A 17,844-nucleotide genomic window follows, 5' to 3' on the forward strand; every position below is an offset into this window, starting at 1 on the left:
CGAATGCGTGAAGAGTGGGCTCGTTGTCCGATCCGGAAGATCTCTCCGCACTCATGCGGGCGGCCCGGAAGGGGGATGACGAGGCCTATCGCCGTCTGCTGCTCCTCGTCGCGGCCTGGCTCCGTGGGGTGGCATCGCGCGGCCTGGCGGCAGCCGGTCGGCCGAACGCGGATTGTGAGGACATCGTCCAGGAGACTTTGCTGGCCATGCATCTGAAGCGCGACACCTGGGATGAGACGCAGCCCCTGCAGCCCTGGCTGCGGGCCATCGCGCGCCACAAGCTGGTCGATCATCTGCGCCGCCGCGGCTTCGCCGATCATGTCGACATCGACGACCATTCCGACACGCTTGCCGCGCCTGCGGCTGCGGAGGAGGGAAGCGCCCTCGACGCGCGGCAGATGCTGGCCAGTCTGCCCGAGCGCCAGCGCCGAATCGTGGAAGGCATTTCCATCGAGGGGCAGAGCGCGAAGGACGTCGGGGTGAGGATGGGCATGAGCGAAGGCGCGATCCGGGTGACGCTGCATCGCGCCCTTCGCGCGCTGGCCGATGCCTATCGCAAGGACAGGACATGAAGACCGAGCAGCTCGTGGCATCCCTGGTTGCCGACCGGGCCGGGTCGGCGAGGCCGCTCGGACGCTCCGTGAGCCGGGCCGTGCTGGCGGGAGCGCTGGTGTCGCTCGTGATCTTCGCCCTCGAGTTCGGGCCGCGTGTCGACCTTGCGGCGGCTCTCGCGACCTGGCGCTTCGATGCCAAGCTCGTGCTGGTCCTGGCGGCGCTGATGGCCGCCTCCGTCGCATGCCTCGCGATGGCGCGGCCGGTGACCACCGCGCGGTGGCGGTGGGCCGTGCTGCCGGTTCCCCTCATCGCGGCGGCGGCGCTGGGGACCGAACTCGCAGTGCTCCCTGCCGGAACCTGGGAGGCGCGGCTGGTCGGCAGCAATGCCCTCGTGTGCCTGACGGCCATCCCGCTCTTTGCGCTCGCGCCTCTGATGGCTCTGCTGCTCGCGATGCGTCGCACGGCGCCGGCCTCTCCCGCGCTTGCCGGCGCAGCCTGCGGCGCACTGGCGGCGGCCGCCGCCGCGCTGATCTATGCCTTCCACTGCTTCGACGATTCGCCGCTTTTCGTCCTCACCTGGTATTCGCTGGCGGCGATCCCGGTCGTTCTTCTGGGCGCTGCCGTCGGGCACCGCCTGTTGCGCTGGTAGCGGACGGTTCGCCCGCTGCGCGCAGGGCTTCGAAGAGCCGCCGCGCCGGCTTCGGAAGACGCCGTGAGTCGCGCACGTACAGAGCGAGCTCGCGCATCGACCAGGTCTCAGCGAGGCGCAGCGTCGCGAGCGGCAGGGCGCGACGGCAGCGCAAGGCGGTCGCTTCCGGCACGATCCCGACGCCGACGCCCGCCGCCACCATCGAGCAGACGGTGTCGAGGCTGTTGACCCGGACGCGCAGCCGCAGGGCGCGGCCGAGGCGGGCGGCCTGCATGGCGAGATGCTCGTCGAGCGCGGTGCCGCGCGGCAGGCCCACGAAATCGAGGTCGAGCAGCTCGGCAAAGCCGGTCTGTCGCTTGCCTGCCAGGGGATGCCCGGCCGGCACGGCCAGCACCAGACGATCGGTCCGGAAGGGGTGGCTCTCCAGTCCCGGGACCAGCGCGGCCTGCGATCCGATGCCGATGTCGGCATCGCCCGCGGCGATGGCGGCGCCGATCGCCGGACTCTCGCGATCCTCGAGATCGATGTCGACCGTCGGGTTGGCGGCGAGGAAGTCGGCCAGCAGCGCGGGCAGATGCTCCGAGAGCGCCGAGGTGTTGGCCAGGATCCGGACCCTTCCCTTCAGGCCGCGCGAATAGGCGCCGAGATCGCCGCGCATGGTCTCGATCTGCTGCAGTACGATGCGGGCATGGTCGAGCAGGCTGCGTCCCGCATCGGTCGGTTCGACACCCCGCCGGCCGCGCTTCAGCAAGGGAACGCCGAGCAGGTCCTCCATGCCGCGAATGCGCGCACTGGCCGAGGCAAGGGCCAGGTGCGCCCGCTCGGCGCCGCGGGTGATGCTGCCGGTTTGCGTCACATGCAGGAAAAGCCGCAGGTCGGTGAAATCGAAGCGCAAGGACAAGCTCCATCAGCCTTCGTCATGTCCAAAGGCATACGCCGTATTCTCCGCATTGCGAAGGGTCCAGCGGGCGGCAAGGGTGGGTCATGGAGCTGTCGATCCTGGCTTTCGTCCTCGCGGTCTTCTCCCTGGCCGGTTTTGCCAAGGGCGTCATCGGACTGGGGCTTCCCACCATCTCGATGGGTCTGCTGGCCGTGGTCCTGTCACCCGTCGAGGCTGCGGCGCTGCTGATCCTGCCGTCCCTGGTCACCAATGTCTGGCAGATGCTGGACGGGCCGCATTTCAGGCCACTCCTGCGACGGCTCTGGCCCCTGAACCTCGGGGTCTGCCTCGGCACGTGGGCGGGCGCCGCCTTCCTGTCGGGGCTCGGCGGGCCGTATGGCACACTGGCGCTCGGTATTGCGTTGATGGCCTATGCCGTGTCCGGACTGGCGGCTCTGAAGCTCACCGTGCCGACCGGTGCAGAAAGGTGGATGGGCCCGCTCGCCGGGGCGAGCACGGGCGCCATCACGGCCGCGACCGGCGTCTTCGTCATTCCGGCGGTGCCCTATCTCCAGGCGATCGGTCTCACAAAGGATGAGCTGGTGCAGGCGCTCGGGCTGTCCTTCACCGTCTCGACGCTGGCGTTGGCTGTCACCCTGATGGGCAGCGCCGGCCTCAGTCTGGAGTTGGCCTGGCCGTCGGTCGCCGGCGTCGCTGTGGCGTTGCTGGGCATGCGACTGGGCCAGGCCGTCCGTGCGCGGCTGTCGCCCGCGACATTCCGGTTGTGGTTCTTCTCGGGCCTTCTGGCGCTGGGCGCCTATCTCGCAGCGCGCGGGCTGATTTGAGCGGTCGATGGACGATCGCAGAGGCCGGGTCTAGCTTCCGGAACCGATTCATTCCTGGAGTGTTTTCATGGCCGTGCACGCCCTCAAGACTTCAAAGGTTGCCGATCTTCGGTCCAACGTCTCGCCGGAGGAATGGCAGGCGCGTGTCGACCTCGCGGCCTGTTACCGGTTGATCGACCTGTACGGCATGTCCGACCTGATCGCGAACCACATCTCGGTGCGGGTGCCGGGCGAGCATGACGCCTTCCTGATCAATGCCTACGGATTGCTGTACGAAGAGATCACCGCTTCGAGCCTCCTGAAGATCGACCACGAGGGCAACATCCTGGCCAAGCCGGAGTTCAATGGCGGCCTGGACTACGGCGTCAACCGCGCCGGCTTCGTGATCCACAGCGCCATTCACATGGCCAAGCCCGATGTCGGCTGCGTGATCCACACCCATACCTGGCCCGGCATGGCGGTCTCGACGATGGAATGCGGCCTGCTGCCCAACACGCAGACCTCGATGCGCTTCGCCAGAATCAGCTATCACGATTTCGACGGCGTGGTCCTCGATCTCGCCGCCCGCGAGGCTCTTGTGAAGAGCCTGGGCGACAACAACGCGATGATCCTGCGCAACCACGGTCTGCTGACGACCGGCGCGACGATACCCGAGGCGTTCAACGCCATGCACCGGCTGGAGCTGAGCTGCAAGACGCAAATCGCGGCCATGTCGTGCAACACCAAGCTGATCGACGTCCCGGCCGACGTAGTCGACGCGACCTACGTGAATTACCAGCCGAAGACCCGCCGGCCGTTCGGCCTGCTGGACTGGCCGGCGCTCCTGCGGAAGCTCGACCGGATCGATCCGGGCTTCCGCGACTGATTGGACACACCGCACAGTTCCGTACGTGCCTTCGCGGCCGTCGCCAGTGGATACTGGACGGCCCCGGGATACCGTGCCGTCGCGTGGATGCTCACCGGCGGTCTCGTGTTGCTCGGCGTCGCGAATGTCGGCATCGCGCTGTGGCTGAACATCTGGAACAGGGATTTCTTCAACGCACTCGACAAGCGTGACGTCGTCGAGCTCATGCGGCTGCTCTGGATACTGGCGGCCATCGTCGCCTCCGCGGGCGTCGCGGTGGCGATCCAGTTGCACGTCAAGCGGCGACTCCAGATCAACTGGCGCTCCTGGCTGTCGCACGTCACGCTGCTGCGCTGGCTGAACGGCGGCCGCCAGTACCAGCTCGGCATGCTGGCCGACGAAGTCGACAATCCCGATGGGCGCATCGCCGAGGATATCCGCGTCTCGACCGAGCTTGCGGTCGAGTTCGCGCAGAGCATCCTGCAGTGCGTGCTGCAACTCGTCACTTTTCTCAGCGTGCTGTGGGTCCTGTCGGGCACGATGCCGATCCGGCTGTTCGACCTGGAATTCGACCTGCCGGGCTACATGGTGTGGGCTGCCGTGGCCTACGCGCTGGTCGGCTCGCTGCTCACCTATTTTCTCGGCCGCGGCCTGATTCATGCCGGCAATGTCCGCCAGAGTCGCGAGGCCGACTTTCGGTCGGGGCTGACGCGGGCGCGCGAGCATGCCGAAGGCATTGCGCTGATGCGTGGCGAGGAGGACGAGCGCGAACGCTTGCGCAGCTCGCTCTCCGACCTGCGGTCGGCCTGGAACGTCCAGACGCGCGGCCAGGGAAGCCTCTCCCTGCTCACCAGCTCGCTGGCCTATCTCGCGCCCATCGTGCCGCTGATCGTCGCCCTGCCGCGCTATCTCGGCGGCGAGATCGCGCTGGGCGGCCTGATGCAGACGGCGCAGGCCTTCTCCAGCGTGCAGTGGGCGCTGTCGTGGCTGATCGACAATTTCCCCAAGTTCGCCGAGTGGCGCGCCTCGACCGATCGCGTGGTGCACCTGCACGTGGCGCTGACCGACCTCGAGGACAGCAGCGAGGCGCCTGACGAGGCGCGGATCGTGGTTCATCCGGCGGGCAAGTCCGACAAGCTGGTGATGCGCGATCTGGGCGTAGCCCGCCCCAACGGCAAGATGCTGGTGGCGGAAGCCGAGGTCGAGATCCAGCGCGCCGAGCGGGTGCTGATCCGCGGCCAGTCGGGCAGCGGCAAGAGTACGATCATGCGGGCGGTTGCCGGCGTTTGGCCGTGGGGCAGGGGGGCCATCCATCTGCCGACCGGCGCCATCACCTTCATGCCGCAGAAGCCCTATTTCCCGTTGGGCACGTTGCGCGACGCGATGCTCTATCCGGCTGAGCCGGAGGAGGGCATCAGCGACGAGGTGCTGAAGGACATGCTGCACAAGGTCGGCCTCGATCACCTCCGTGACCGACTCGACGAGACCGAGCGCTGGGACCACATCCTGTCCGGCGGCGAGCAGCAGCGCGTGGCCTTCGCCCGCGTTCTGGTCCACAAGCCCGCCTGGATCTTCATGGACGAGGCCACCTCGGCGCTCGACGAAGCCGGGCAGGAGAACGTCATGACTCTCCTGATCGAGGAGCTGCCGGAAACCTCGGTGGTCAGCATCGGCCATCGGCCGGGACTGGAAGTCTTCCATACGCGCGAGCTGACCCTGGAGCCCGGTCCCGACGGCACCAGGCTCCGGGCCGACGCAAGCCAGCGGTCTCTGGGCGACCTCTACCGCAAGGTGGCGGCGGTCAGCCGTTCGGCACCCCGCGACCCCGGCTTCTGGGCGAAGGTCCGCGCCAACCTGCTGGGCCGCTGAACCGCCGCCTTTTGTGAGGCCCGCGGCGGCGTGATATTTCCCGCGGGCAGATGCTCCGCTGGGTTTCACATCACGTCGGGTTGGCGAAGCCCCGTCGCTTCGAGCGGATGATTGCGATCCTGGTCTCGCTGGTGCTGGCGGTGGTGGCGGGTGCCGTCGTGTGGCGTTACCAGCTCGCGTCCGAGCTGGCGCCGGGTTCGCCGCGCAGCTGGTATTTCGCTTACGTCGCGATCCTGCTCGGGCTCGGCATCGTCTGCGCGCGCTGGCCGCGCATCACGATGGTGGTGGTGTCACTCGCGGCGATCGAACTGGGCCTGGGCCTCGGATCGGTCGCCCTGACCCGCCACGACCTGGCGAAGAGTGACCTGCTGCCCTCCGACCGGCCGCGCGAGGTGATCAGGACCTGGCATCCCCTTCTGCAAGCCACCAACGTGCCGACCTCGGCGGGAGACTCCGGGAAGTACCATGTCAATTCGCAAGGATTGCGCGGTCGGGAGCGCTCGTCCGGGGAGCTGCGCGACAAGACGGTCGTTGCCGTCTTCGGTGGCTCGACGACCGAGGATCTCGCCGTTCGCGACGGCGAGACCTGGCCGGAACGACTGGAGGCCCTGTTGGGTGGCGAGCGGTTCGCCGTGCTGAACCATGGCGTCACGTCCAACAGCACGGTCCAGATCGTGATCCGGACGGCGTTCTATCAGCCGGCCTTCGGCGTCCAGCCCGATTGTGCCGTCTATCTCGTGGGAGGAGGCGATGTCACCAGCGCGCACATCCGCAGTCTCGACCCGGGCTTTGCCGACTACCAGACGCCGCTGCTGATCGATGCCCTGGAAGTGCGGCGGGTGGAACGGCTGCTTCCATCGGCCTCGCCTCTGCTGCGCCTTCTCGGCCGGCTGGCGGCCTTCGCCTTCGATACCGCCCGTCCGCCTCAGCCGGAAGGGCAGCTGAGCGGCGATCCCGATCCGGCGCTGGAGGCGATCTTCACGCGCAACGTCCGGACGATCTCGGCGATCAACCGTCAGCGCGGCATCGCCACCATCTGGATCGGTGAGGTGTTCGATCACGCCTCGCTCGAAGCGGCGAGCTGGCGCGGCAGCCTGTGGGCGCCCTTCGTCAGGGTCGGCGACCTGCGGGCGCTGCTTTCGCGGTTGACCGGCATCCTGCAGCGCGAAGCCGCGTCGCTGGGTGACACCTATGTCGCGGTCGACGAGACGCAGTTCGAGGCCGCCGATTTCTGGGACGGCGAGCATTTCTCGCCGACGGGCTCCGCCCGGTTCGCGGCGCTGATCGCGCCTCGCGTTGCGGCGGCCTGCCGCAAGAAGCAACGCTAAGGCGAGATGATTTCTAATGGAGAGCCCGTCATCTCGACCGGAGCCTCGCGCAGCGAGGCGGAGTGGAGAGATCTTCTCTCTGCGAATCGCCGGCTTGTCGTCGATAAAAGGTCTCTCCACTTCGCGGCGGAGCCTGCCCCGAGGGCTTGCGAGGGGGCGCTTCGGTCGAGACGACGGGTCTCTCTTGTTTACAGCACCTCGTGGAAGCCGATCGCGACACGGTCCGGCGCGCGGGTGGCGACCCCGACGAAAATCGCGCGCTCCAGCCACTTGAGGGTCGGCTCCGATGTCTCGAAACGTGGCGCCGTGCGGAAGTGGTAGCTGCCGGGTGGCAGCAGCTCGCCCTTCGACATGCGCTCCAGAATTTCCGGACTCGCAACGCGCAGGCCCTCGTTCTGGACGTAGATTAGCGCGCCAGCCTTGCTGCGAATCGTGTAGCGCGCCACCACCTCGATCGTGCCGTCGGGCCGCACGATCTGCCAGTCCGCGCCGCCCGGCAGGATCTCGCCGTCCAGCCGGGGGCCCCGCACCTCCCCGCCCAGGATGTCGATGATGCGGCGATGGCCGCGCGCGGTCTGGCCAAGATCCTGCACCGGCCCGACCCTGGCCTTGATGGAGAAGGCGAAGCGCAGGGCGGGGGCGGTTTCGATGAAGGCGTCGACGTCCATGTCAGGCCTGCTGCTTGCCGAGCAGGTGATCGGAGATGATGCGCTGCTGGATCTCCGAGGTGCCCTCGAAGATCTTGGTGAGGCGTGCGTCGCGCCAGTAGCGCTCGACGGCATGAAGCGTCGTGTAGCCGGCACCGCCGAACACCTGCAGCGCCTCGGAGGTGACCTTCTCGGCCATTTCGGAAGCGTGGAACTTCACCATCGCCGCCTCCTTGTCACAGCGCCGCTTCTGGTCGATCTCGTCGCAGACGAAATACATGAGCTGGCGCGACGCCTCGATCTCGGTCGCCATGCGGGCGAGGCGGAAGCGCGTGTTCTGGAAGTCGCCGATCGCCTGGCCGAACTGGCGGCGCTCCTGCGCATAGGCGGTGGCGTCCTCCAGCGCGCCGCGGGCGAGGCCGATGGCGCGGGCCGCCGTATGGGCGCGGGCGCGCTCGAGCCCGGCCGAGATGTAGTAGAAGGCGCGGCCTTCCTCGCCGATCAGCGCCGAGCCGGGCAGCCGGCATTCGTCGAAGGCCAGTTCCCAGGTCTTCCAGCCGAAGTAACCGATCTTGGGAATCGGCGCGCCCTTCACGCCCGGCGGCAGCGTGCCCCGGGGCTTCTCGATCAGGAAGGAGGAGAGGCCGACATGCTTGCGCTTGGGATCGGGCGCGTCGGAGGTGCGGGCCACCAGCATGATGTAGTCGGCGCCGTCGGCGAAGGTGCACCAGTACTTGTTGCCGGTGATCACCCAATCGTCGCCGTCCCGGCGCGCCCGGCAGGCGATGCTGCCGAGATCGGATCCCACGTTGGGCTCCGACATGGCCGCGGCGCCCAGAAATTCGCCGCGGGCGGCGCGGGGCAGGAAGACGGCCCGCTGTTCCTCGGTCATGCCGCGCCCGGCGCTGAGGCCGTTTCCGCGCGCGATGATGGAGGCCACGCTCATCCAGCCGCGCGCCAGCTCCTCGGTGATGAGGCAGTATTCGAAGACGCCGAGGCCCAGGCCGCCATACTGCTCGGGGATCACGATGCCGAAATAACCCATGTCGGCCAGCTTCTGGATCAGCTCGGGCGGGATGTCGCCCTTTTCCGGATCGAGCTTGTTGGCGACCGGCAGCACTTCCTTCATGACGAAGGCGCGCGCCGTCTCCTGGATCATGCGGCGCTCGTCAGTCATGTAACCCATGTCATTTCCCCGTTTCTTGCATCGGCATCGTAGCGAACTTCGAGGCGATCACAGTGCGCAGAATCCTGTTCGGCGCCACGATGCGTTTTCTCTGTGCGGCTCAGCGCGCATCCTCGCGGATCATCGTCGCGCCCTTCTCGCCGATCATGATGGTGGGCGCATTGGTGTTGCCGGTGGTCAGCGTCGGCATCACCGAGGCATCGATCACCCGCAGACCCTGGAGGCCGTGTACGCGCAGGCGCGAATCGACGACGGCGCGCGGATCCTCGCCCATCCGGCAGGTGCCGACCGGATGATAGAGCGTGTTGCCGGCGCGGCGGGCATAGGCCAGCAGGTCGGCGTCGGTCTTCACATCGGGGCCGGGCTGGATCTCGCCTTCACTGTGCTGGGAGAGCGCCGCCGCCGCGAAGATGCGGCGGGTGTGTCGAAAGCCGCCCAGCAGGGCCAGCTCGTCGGTGTGCGTGGTGAGATAGTTCGGCTTGATGTGCGGGCGCGCGAAGGGGTCGGACGAGGCCGCCATGATCGTGCCGCGGCTGTCGGGTTTCACGACGCAGACGACGCAGCTCATGCCGGGCCGTTCGTCGAGCTGCCCGAACTTCAGCGGATGCGAGCTGCCGGGTGTGAACAGCAGCTGCAGGTCGGGGGAGGCCAGGCCCTCGCGGCTATCGCAGAAGACCTGCGCCGTCGTCACGCCGAAGGTGAGGGCGCCGCGGCCGGTGAAGGCAAAGCGCAGGATCTCCGGCAGCACGCGCGGAAAGCGCGAGACCTCGTTGACCGTTTCGACACCCTTCACGCGATGCACGACTCGCACGACGTAGTGGTCGATCAGGTTCGATCCGACGCCAGGCAGGTCGTGCACCACCGGGAGGCCGAGCGACTGCAGGTGCGCCGCCGGCCCCACACCGGAGATCTGCAGGATGTGCGGTGAGTTGACGGCGCCGCCCGAGACGATGACCTCGCGGTTGGCCCGTACCTCGGTGAGCTTGCCGCCACGCTGGAAGGTGACGCCGACGCAGCGCTTGCCCTCGAACATCAGCTTGCCGCCCTGGGCGTTCGTCTCGACCCGCAGGTTGGGACGGCTGCGTGCCTCGCGGAGATAGGTCTGCGCCGTCGAACCGCGCCACCGTCCGCGACGGGTCATCTGCGAATAGCCGACGCCGTGACGCGTCTTGCCGTTGAGGTCGGGATTGAACGGGAAGCCGGCCTGCTGGGCGCCTTCAACGAAACGATGAGTGAGGGGCAGGATGGTGCGATAGTCCTCGACCTTGAGGGGGCCGTCCTGGCCGCGTACCTCATTGTCGCCGCCCTGCACGTACTGCTCGGACTTCATGAAGTAGGGCAGCACGTCGTCGTAGCTCCAGCCGCGGCAGCCCATCTGGGCCCAGCCGTCGAAATCGGCCGGCGCGCCGCGCACATAGAGCATGCCGTTGATCGAGCTCGAGCCGCCCAGGGTGCGGCCGCGCGGCCACTCGATGCGGCGGTCGCCCGAGCCCTTCTCCGGCTCGGTCGTGTAGTTCCAGTTCACCAGCGGATTGCGGATCAGCGAGCGTATGCCGGCCGGGATGTGGATCATGGGATGCCAGTCGCTGGGGCCGGCCTCCAGCAGGATCACCGTCGCGCCGGTCTCGCTGAGGCGCGCCGCGACCGTGCAGCCGGCCGATCCCGCGCCGACGACGACATAATCCGCCTGCATGTTTCTTCCCCCCTCAGAGTGTGCCGGATCGCCGGTCGCGCGGCACGAAATAGTCGGTCGGCGCGAGCTCCGGATCTTCCTGTGCATACATGTTCCGTACGTGCGTCTCGACGTCGTCGCGGAACAGCGCGTGCGAGATCGACTGCACGAGGCGTGTCGAGCCGACGAACAGGCCGGGAATGTCGCCGGAGAGCGCGCCGTGGCTCAGGATGCTGCCCCAGTTGAAGAGGTGGATGTCGCCCATGTGCGGTGTGCGGCCGGGCACCTTCTCGATCAGCTCGAAGCCCGGACCGAGATAGGGATAACGTGCCGCCTCGGCGTTGGCGCTGGCGTCCGCCGGCGTACGGCGGTCGCCCCACAGGGTCGCGTTGGCGGCGAACGGTCCCAGTTCCGGGCGCCGCGCGAGATCGATGTCGAAGCCGGTGCCCAGCAGGACCGCATCGAAGCGTTCCGTCCCCTTGGTCGTCTTCACGGTGACGCCGTCCGCGTCGACGATCATGTCGAGCCACGGCTCGGCGAAGCGGAAGGCGAAGCCCGGCAGCTTCTGCGCCCGCAGCACAGATTCGTGCGGCGGTGGTGAGCCGGCCGCCAGCATGTAGGTGTAGATCTTCCAGCGCCAGTCATCGTCCAGCATGCCCTGGCCGCGCTGGAAGCCGGGGAAGGAGACGCCCTTCGACTTGTTGACCTGGGGCAGGTGCGGCCGCCGCGCATAGCAGATCGCCTCGCGCGCACCGGCTTCCAGCGCCGTGCAGGCATTGTCGATCGCCGTCGCGAGCACGCCCAGGATTCCGAGGCGCTTGCCCTTCAGCTGCGTGAAATCGATCTCTTCCAGCGTGTGGAAGACGCGGCCGGCGCGGGCGGGATCCGCGGGGTCGAACGAGGGGAACGACGGCCAGCGGAAGCCACCCGATCCGTCGCGGCCGTTGGCCAGCACGATCTTGCGCGCCAGCACCGTTTCGCCGGTCGACAGGCTCGCCTGCAGGAAGTCGCCGGCGGGCTCGATCCCGAGCAACGACACCCCGTTCTCGACCTTCAGGTCGACGACCCTGCGCACCCACAGGAGATAGGAGAGCCAGTCGAGCCGTGCGATCTTGTAGAGCTTCTCCCAGCCCTCGGCGCCGTGCTGGGCCTCGTACCAAGCGCGGAAGGTGAGCGACGGCACGCCGAGGTCGGGGCCGGTGAGATGCTTGGGCGAGCGCAGGATCGGCATGCGCGCCGTGGTGTTCCACGGCCCTTCATGGCCGTGGGTGTTGCGCTCGATCACGCGGATGTTGCGGATGCCCTCGCGCAGCAGGCCCCAACCGACGGTCTGACCGCACATGCCGGCGCCGACGATCAGAACGTCGAGTACGCGGCGGCCGTCGGGGCCGGTCTTCTCCGGCACCCAGTTGGCCGGCGGATAGTTCAACCGCGCCAGGTCGTGGCGCGCGGCCGTCTCGAGTTCGTCCAGGCCCGGCGAATGCCGCTCGACAATACCATCCATGCCGTGCTTCCGACCCTCCACGCATTTCCTTAGCAGGGTGGCCCCGTTGAATGAACTGCCGTGCCTCTGCGGCCTGTCGTATCACGGGGAGGAACTGGACGGCCGCCGGTGGCCATCTCCGGATGCCATGGGCGCTCAAGCCCCGGTACTATGCGGGGAGTTGCCGATCCGGACGGGCGAACGGCGCGGCCGGACCAGGGAAAGTCAAAGGGAGAGTATGGAATGCGCGGACGTCAGGTTCTGTTGGACACGCTGATCAATCACGGGGTCGACCGGATCTTCGGCAACCCCGGCACGACCGAAAGTCCGCTGCTCGATTCCCTGCTCGACTATCCGCAGCTCCAGTACATCGTGCACCTGCATGAAGGCGTCGCGACCGGCGCGGCCAACTTCTACGCGCAGGCCAGCGGCAAGACTGCCTTCGTGAACCTGCATGTGGCGCCGGGCCTCGGCAATGCGATCGGCGCGATCTACAGTGCTCTGAAGAACAACTCGCCCATGGTGGTGACGGCCGGCCAGCAGGACACGCGCATGCGTCTGCGCGATCCGATCCTGGGCCACGACCTCGCCGCCATCGCTGCGCCCGTGACGAAGTGGAGCGTGCAGGTCGAGCGGGCTGACGAGCTGGGCCCGATCCTGCAGCGCGCCTTCAAGATCGCCAACGAAGCGCCGGCCGGTCCTGTGTTCGTGGCGCTGCCGATCGACGTGATGGAGCAGGAGACCTCCATTCCGGCGGGGCGGCCCGGCCATTCCTATACCGCGACCCGCCCCGATCCGGCGGGCATCGCCGCCATGGCCAAGCTGCTGGCGGCCGCGAAGAGCCCGACCATCGTGGCCGGCGACGATATCGCCCGCGCCGGCGCTGACAGGACGCTGGTCAAGCTGGTCGAGAAGCTGGGCGCCTCGGTCTGGTTCGAGGGGCTGCGCGGGCGGAATTCCTTCCCGACCGATCATCCGGCCTATCGCGGCACGCTGGCCTTCGATGCGCCTGGCGTGGCCAGGCAGCTGGCCGACAGCGATCTCGTGCTGATGGTGGGCGGGCCCTTCTTCGAGGAAGTCTGGTACGCGCCGGGTTCGCCATTCGCCGCCGGCACCAAGGTGCTGCAGATCGAGGCCGGCGCCTCGCGGCTCGCCTACAATTTCGCGCTCGATGCCGGCGTGGTCGCCGATGCCGGTGTGGCACTGGAGGCGCTCGACGCGGCCCTGACCGGCGTCGATGCGGCGGCGGCATCCAAGCGCAACGAAGAGATGAAGGCGCGCAAGGCGGCCGACGATGCGGCTCAGAAAGCGCGTGTCGAAAAGGCCTGGTCGCGCACGCCGACCTCGATGGCCCGCGCCATGGCGGAGATCCGCGCGGGCTCGCCGAAGGATGTCGTCGTGGTCGACGAGACGATCACCGCCAACCTCGACCTCTTCAAGACCTTCACCTTCAAGAGACCGGGCGACTATTACAGCGGCCGCGGCGGCGGCATCGGCCAGGGGCTGGCCGGCGCCATCGGCGTTGCGGTGGCCGAGACGAAGCGGCCGATCCTGTGCCTGTCGGGCGACGGCTCGTCGATGTACTCGATCCAGGCGCTGTGGACGGCGGCACATCACGAGCTGCCGATCGTTTTCGTGATCCTCGCGAACCGCGAGTATCGCGTGCTGAAGCACAACATCGACGCCTATCGCCAGCGCTTCGACGTGAAGTCGAACAAGCCCTATATGCACATGGACCTGACCGGCCCGACCATGGGCTTCGTCGATCTCGCCAAGGGCATGGGCGTCGCCGGCACCTACGTCGCCAAGGCCGACGACATCAAGGCCGCCGTCGAGGCCGCCTTCAAGTCCGGCAAGCCGCACCTCGTCGAAATCGAGATCGAAGGGAAGCGTTAACGCGCGTTCATACGCGCGGGCGGGCGACAGCGCCTTCCGAGGCGCGATAGCCCGCCCGGTGCAGAAAAGACAAAGATCCTCGCTAAGCTTGGGATGACGGCCCTGCTGTCACTTCTGAAACGCCCGCACCTTCGCCTGGTGCGCACGGGCAGCGCCGGTCAGCATCGGCAGATCGTTGCCGGACAGCAGGAACTTCATGCCCTTGTCGGTGTAGAGCTTGAGCAGCTCTTCGGTGTAGGCGCCGCCCATGCCGGGCCATTTGCCGTGCTTGCGGCAGGCGGCGATGACCTTGTCGACCGCGGCCTGGACCTTCGGATTGCCGGTGTCGCCGGGGATGCCCATTTCCATCGACAGGTCGCTCGATCCCACGAGCAGGCAGTCGATGCCCGGCACCGCCGCGATCGCCTCGGCATTCTCGACCGCCTTGGGCGTCTCGATCATCACCACGATCAGCGTGTTCTCGTCCGACTTCGTCGTCATCTCGCCCAGCGGCATCGGCTCGTAGTCGAACTGCGCCTGGCCGCCGCCCACAGAGCGGTGGCCGCGCGGCGGATAGCGGAGCTTGTCGGCGATCTCCTTCGCCTCCTCCGGTGTATCGACATGCGGGACGACGATGCCCAGCGCGCCGCCGTCCAGCACCCTCGTCGCCATGGTGAGTTCGCCATACGGTACGCGCACGATCGGGGCGATGCCTGAGTCCTGCGCGGCGATGGCGATCTCGCACGCCGTCTCGATCGACATCGATCCGTGCTCGAGGTCGATGAACAGCCAGTCGAAGCCCGCGGCCTTCATGACCTTCACGATGTCGACGTTGCGGACCAGCCGGATGCCGATGCCGATGGACAGTTCGTTCTTCTTCAGGCGCGCCTTGGCGGCATTGACTGCAAACGCCATTCTCTCCTCCATGGGTTTGTTCTTGCCCGGAGGAGGCTATTCGCCATGACCTTTAAAGTCGAACGGATCGACCATGTCGTGCTGCGTGTGCGTGATCTGGCCGGCATGGTGCGGTTCTACGAACAGGCGCTGGGATTCCGCGAGGAGCGGCGTATCGAGCGGCTGAACCTCGTTCAGATGCGCGCCGGTTCCTCGATGCTCGATCTCGTGCATAGCGAAACGCAGGGCCCGGTCGTTGCGAACATGGATCACCTCTGCTTTCGCATCGAGCCGTTCGATCGTGACGCCATCGTCACGCAACTCGCGCCGTTTGGGATATCGGTCGGCGAAACCGTCGAACGCTATGGCGCCGAAGGCACCGGACCCTCGGTCTATTTCCATGATCCGGAAGGGAACCAGATAGAACTTAAGGGTCCGGCGCTTTAAGGCTTGGCCAACTCACACGATGTGATAGCCTAGAGCTAACGGGGAAGAACAAGCGCGCCAACGAGCGCGACCTCTGGGAGGATGAGAATGAGAAATCGTCTGGCAATCATTGCCGGCGGCCTTGCGGCCGCCGTGGTCATCGCCGCTCCTGCCTTCGCGCAGAAGCAGGGCGGGACACTTCGTGTGTCCCATCGCGACAATCCGCCGAGTGCCTCGGTGCACGAGGAAGCGACGATCTCGGTGAACATGCCGTTCATGTCGGTCTTCAACAATCTCGTGTTTTTCGACCCGAAGGAGAAGATCAACAGTCCCGACAAGATCGTGCCCGAACTGGCCGAGAGCTGGTCGTGGAACGCCGACAAGACGAAGCTCACCTTCAAGCTGCGCAGCGGCGTGAAGTGGCATGACGGCAAGCCCTTCTCGTCCAAGGACGTGAAGTGCACGTGGGACGCCCTGAGTGGGATTGACGAAAAGCAGGAGATGATCCGCAAGAACCCGCGCAAGGTCTGGTACAAGAACGTGAAGGAGATCACGACCAACGGCGACAACGAGGTGACCTTCACCCTCGCGCGCGAACAGCCATCGTTCCTGTCGATGCTGGCGGCCGGCTACTCGCCGGTCTATCCGTGTCACGTCGACTCGCGCACGATGCGCTCCAAGCCGATCGGTACCGGGCCGTTCAAGGTCGCGGACTTCAAGCGCAACGAGGCGATCAAGCTGGTGCGCAATCCCGACTACTGGAAGAAGGACCGCCCCTACCTCGACGCCATCGAGTTCAAGATCGTGCCAAACCGCAGCACCCGCGTGCTGGGCTTTGTCGCCGGCGAATACGATCTCACCTTCGATTCCGACATCACCTTCCCGCTGCTGAAGGACGTGAAGGCCCAGAAGGCGGACGCGATCTGCGAGGCGCGGCCGACCAACGTCCACACCAACCTGCTTATCAACCGCGACGCGCCGCCGTTCGACAATCCCAAGCTGCGCGAGGCGCTGGTCTATTCGCTCGACCGCAAGCCGTTCAGCGACATCCTGAGCCAGGGCAACGACCTGCGCGGTGCGACCATGCTGCCGCCGCCGGCCGGCGTCTGGGGCATGACTCAGGACGAGCTGCAGAAGCTTCCCGGCTTCGGGCCGGACATCGAGAAGAACCGCGAGGTCGCGCGCGGCCTCATGAAGGAACTGGGCTACGGCCCCGACAAGCCGCTCAAGATCAAGGTGGCGACGCGCAACATCGCCATCTATCGCGATCCGGCCGTCATCCTCATCGACCAGCTGAAGCAGATCTACATCGAGGCGGAGCTGGAGCCGATCGACACCACGATCTGGTACAACAAGATCCAGCAGAAGAACTATCAGGTCGGTCTCAACCTGACCGGCGCCGGCCTCGACGATCCGGACGGCGTGTTCTACGAAAACTTCTACAGCACGTCGGACCGCAACTACACGGCGTACAAGAACCCCGAGATCGACAAGATGATCGATGAGCAGTCGGCCATGACTGACTTGAACAAGCGCAAGGCCATGGTGACGAAGATCGAGCAGGCGCTGCTCAAGGACGGGGCGCGTCCGCCGATCGTGCATGGCGTCTCGAACACCTGCTGGGCGCCGGCCGTGAAGAACGTCGTCCTGCAGCACAACAGCATCTACAACGGCTGGCGTCTCGAAGACGTCTGGCTCGACAAGTAACGCCTAGGCGTACGGAGGCACGACGAGGATGGGAGCGTATCTTACCCGCCGCGTACTGTTGATGGTTCTGACTCTCTTCGGGATGTCGGTGCTCATCTTCGTCATGCTGCGCCTGGTGCCCGGCAACATTGCCGACATACTTGTGGATTCGGCGGGCATCGCCGATCCCAAGGAGAAGGCCAAGATCGCGGCCGAGCTCGGCCTCGATCGGCCGATCTTCGATCAGTACCTGCAGTGGATCGGCGGTCTGGCGCGCGGCGACCTGGGCTTCGCCTACGTGTCGGAGCGGCCGGCCCTCGAGGAAATCGCACCGCGCATCCCGATCAGCGCCAAGCTCGCGGGCCTGGCGCTCTTCTACTCGGTCATCCTTGGCTTGCCGCTCGGCGTCATCAGCGCCGTCCGGCAGAATTCGGCGATCGACTATCTGCTGCGCCTCATCAGCCTGAGTGGACTGTCGCTTCCCTCCTTCTGGCTCGGCCTGCTGATCCTGATGGCGTCGGTCCAGTGGTTCGGCATGATCCCGATCTACACGAACGAGCCACGAAGTTTCATCGACGAGATGCTGTTGCTCAGCATTCCGGCGGCCGCCGTCGGATTTCGAAGTTCGGCTCTGATCATGCGCCTGACGAGATCGTCCATGCTCGAGGTGCTGCGGCAGGATTACATCCGGACGGCGCGCTCCAAGGGCGCGTCCCAGACCACGGTCAACTACGTGCATGCGCTTCGCAACGCGCTGCTGCCGGTCGTCACCATCATCGGCATCGAGGCGGCGTTTCTCGTCGGCGGCCTGATCGTGACCGAGACGGTGTTCAACATTCCGGGCGTGGCACGCTTCCTCGTCGAGGCCATCCTGTGGCGCGACTACCCGATCGTGCAGAACCTGGTGATGCTGATCGCCTTCTGCGTGGTCGTCGTCAATTTCCTGGTCGACATGGCCTATATGGCACTCGACCCTCGCATCAAGTACGCGGACTGAGGGCACCC

16 protein-coding genes are annotated in these 17,844 nt (G+C 66.7%); 10 read left to right on the forward strand and 6 right to left on the reverse strand.

Features of this window, described 5'->3' with window-relative positions; translation table 11 throughout:
* The first annotated feature begins 14 nt into the window (after positions 1–14).
* Together Q7V45_RS16130 and Q7V45_RS16135 are read left to right on the forward strand one after the other, a co-directional pair.
* Positions 15–572, forward strand: coding sequence for a sigma-70 family RNA polymerase sigma factor (locus Q7V45_RS16130; protein ID WP_370692613.1), 558 nt, complete (start codon positions 15–17; stop codon positions 570–572).
* A complete protein-coding gene (locus tag Q7V45_RS16135) occupies positions 569–1,204 on the forward strand; it encodes a DUF1109 domain-containing protein (RefSeq protein ID WP_304853883.1) in 636 nt (211 codons plus the stop codon). Before Q7V45_RS16130 ends, Q7V45_RS16135 begins: the two co-directional genes overlap by 4 nt.
* Here the strand turns inward: Q7V45_RS16135 and Q7V45_RS16140 are convergent.
* Positions 1,128–2,099: a LysR substrate-binding domain-containing protein gene (locus tag Q7V45_RS16140; RefSeq protein WP_304853885.1), complete on the reverse strand. Its 972-nt coding sequence runs from the start codon at positions 2,097–2,099 to the stop codon at positions 1,128–1,130. The genes Q7V45_RS16135 and Q7V45_RS16140 overlap by 77 nt on opposite strands.
* A gap of 89 nt (positions 2,100–2,188) precedes the next feature.
* On the opposite strand from Q7V45_RS16140, the gene Q7V45_RS16145 reads away from it, so the two are divergent.
* The 4 genes from Q7V45_RS16145 (at position 2,189) to Q7V45_RS16160 (ending at position 6,970) form a co-directional block, all read left to right on the forward strand.
* Complete coding sequence (locus Q7V45_RS16145) at positions 2,189–2,929, forward strand: sulfite exporter TauE/SafE family protein (RefSeq protein WP_304853886.1); 741 nt, start codon at positions 2,189–2,191, stop codon at positions 2,927–2,929.
* 67 nt (positions 2,930–2,996) lie between these two features.
* Positions 2,997–3,794 (forward strand): class II aldolase/adducin family protein, encoded by a 798-nt coding sequence (locus tag Q7V45_RS16150; protein WP_304853887.1) that lies wholly within the window; start codon positions 2,997–2,999, stop codon positions 3,792–3,794.
* Entirely contained in the window at positions 3,795–5,642 is a 1,848-nt protein-coding gene (locus Q7V45_RS16155) for an ABC transporter ATP-binding protein/permease (RefSeq protein ID WP_304853888.1), read from the forward strand.
* A gap of 80 nt (positions 5,643–5,722) precedes the next feature.
* Entirely contained in the window at positions 5,723–6,970 is a 1,248-nt protein-coding gene (locus tag Q7V45_RS16160) for a hypothetical protein (protein WP_304853890.1), read from the forward strand.
* Between the two features lie 188 nt (positions 6,971–7,158).
* Here Q7V45_RS16160 and Q7V45_RS16165 read toward each other — a convergent pair whose 3' ends face one another.
* The 4 genes from Q7V45_RS16165 to Q7V45_RS16180 all read right to left on the reverse strand — a co-directional run bounded on the left by Q7V45_RS16165 (position 7,159) and on the right by Q7V45_RS16180 (position 11,979).
* Positions 7,159–7,638: a DUF3237 domain-containing protein gene (locus Q7V45_RS16165; RefSeq protein ID WP_304853892.1), complete on the reverse strand. Its 480-nt coding sequence runs from the start codon at positions 7,636–7,638 to the stop codon at positions 7,159–7,161.
* Between the two features lies 1 nt (position 7,639).
* Positions 7,640–8,803 carry an acyl-CoA dehydrogenase family protein gene (locus Q7V45_RS16170; RefSeq protein WP_304853893.1) on the reverse strand — a complete coding sequence of 388 codons (1,164 nt, stop codon included), beginning with the start codon at positions 8,801–8,803 and terminating at the stop codon, positions 7,640–7,642.
* Between the two features lie 100 nt (positions 8,804–8,903).
* Positions 8,904–10,496: a GMC family oxidoreductase gene (locus tag Q7V45_RS16175; protein WP_304853895.1), complete on the reverse strand. Its 1,593-nt coding sequence runs from the start codon at positions 10,494–10,496 to the stop codon at positions 8,904–8,906.
* Positions 10,497–10,509: 13 nt separating this feature from the next.
* On the reverse strand, positions 10,510–11,979 hold the full coding sequence (locus tag Q7V45_RS16180) for an FAD/NAD(P)-binding protein (RefSeq protein ID WP_304853897.1): 1,470 nt from the start codon (positions 11,977–11,979) through the stop codon (positions 10,510–10,512).
* Between the two features lie 222 nt (positions 11,980–12,201).
* Between Q7V45_RS16180 and Q7V45_RS16185 the strand changes: the two genes are divergently transcribed.
* Complete coding sequence (locus Q7V45_RS16185) at positions 12,202–13,854, forward strand: thiamine pyrophosphate-binding protein (protein WP_304853899.1); 1,653 nt, start codon at positions 12,202–12,204, stop codon at positions 13,852–13,854.
* 108 nt (positions 13,855–13,962) lie between these two features.
* On the opposite strand, the gene Q7V45_RS16190 is transcribed toward Q7V45_RS16185, so the two are convergent.
* Positions 13,963–14,748 carry an HpcH/HpaI aldolase/citrate lyase family protein gene (locus Q7V45_RS16190; RefSeq protein WP_304853901.1) on the reverse strand — a complete coding sequence of 262 codons (786 nt, stop codon included), beginning with the start codon at positions 14,746–14,748 and terminating at the stop codon, positions 13,963–13,965.
* Positions 14,749–14,793: 45 nt separating this feature from the next.
* Between Q7V45_RS16190 and Q7V45_RS16195 the strand changes: the two genes are divergently transcribed.
* The 3 genes from Q7V45_RS16195 (at position 14,794) to Q7V45_RS16205 (ending at position 17,836) form a co-directional block, all read left to right on the forward strand.
* Complete coding sequence (locus Q7V45_RS16195) at positions 14,794–15,174, forward strand: VOC family protein (protein WP_304853903.1); 381 nt, start codon at positions 14,794–14,796, stop codon at positions 15,172–15,174.
* Between the two features lie 87 nt (positions 15,175–15,261).
* On the forward strand, positions 15,262–16,860 hold the full coding sequence (locus Q7V45_RS16200; protein ID WP_304853905.1) for an ABC transporter substrate-binding protein: 1,599 nt from the start codon (positions 15,262–15,264) through the stop codon (positions 16,858–16,860).
* Between the two features lie 28 nt (positions 16,861–16,888).
* Positions 16,889–17,836, forward strand: a complete 948-nt coding sequence (locus Q7V45_RS16205; protein ID WP_304853907.1) for an ABC transporter permease — start codon at positions 16,889–16,891, stop codon at positions 17,834–17,836.
* Positions 17,837–17,844 lie beyond the last annotated feature (8 nt).

Origin of the sequence: Reyranella sp. (assembly GCF_030651995.1) — a bacterium.
Classification (GTDB): Bacteria; Pseudomonadota; Alphaproteobacteria; order Reyranellales; family Reyranellaceae; genus Reyranella.

Coding starts and splice junctions, on each gene's coding strand:
- Q7V45_RS16185 (WP_304853899.1), top strand. CDS start 12,202: ATGCGCGGACGTCAGGTTCTGTTGGACACGCTGATCAATCACGGGGTC.
- Q7V45_RS16165 (WP_304853892.1), bottom strand. CDS start 7,638: ATGGACGTCGACGCCTTCATCGAAACCGCCCCCGCCCTGCGCTTCGCC.
- Q7V45_RS16170 (WP_304853893.1), bottom strand. CDS start 8,803: ATGGGTTACATGACTGACGAGCGCCGCATGATCCAGGAGACGGCGCGC.
- Q7V45_RS16190 (WP_304853901.1), bottom strand. CDS start 14,748: ATGGCGTTTGCAGTCAATGCCGCCAAGGCGCGCCTGAAGAAGAACGAA.
- Q7V45_RS16150 (WP_304853887.1), top strand. CDS start 2,997: ATGGCCGTGCACGCCCTCAAGACTTCAAAGGTTGCCGATCTTCGGTCC.
- Q7V45_RS16180 (WP_304853897.1), bottom strand. CDS start 11,979: ATGGATGGTATTGTCGAGCGGCATTCGCCGGGCCTGGACGAACTCGAG.
- Q7V45_RS16135 (WP_304853883.1), top strand. CDS start 569: ATGAAGACCGAGCAGCTCGTGGCATCCCTGGTTGCCGACCGGGCCGGG.
- Q7V45_RS16175 (WP_304853895.1), bottom strand. CDS start 10,496: ATGCAGGCGGATTATGTCGTCGTCGGCGCGGGATCGGCCGGCTGCACG.
- Q7V45_RS16205 (WP_304853907.1), top strand. CDS start 16,889: ATGGGAGCGTATCTTACCCGCCGCGTACTGTTGATGGTTCTGACTCTC.
- Q7V45_RS16200 (WP_304853905.1), top strand. CDS start 15,262: ATGAGAAATCGTCTGGCAATCATTGCCGGCGGCCTTGCGGCCGCCGTG.
- Q7V45_RS16145 (WP_304853886.1), top strand. CDS start 2,189: ATGGAGCTGTCGATCCTGGCTTTCGTCCTCGCGGTCTTCTCCCTGGCC.
- Q7V45_RS16195 (WP_304853903.1), top strand. CDS start 14,794: ATGACCTTTAAAGTCGAACGGATCGACCATGTCGTGCTGCGTGTGCGT.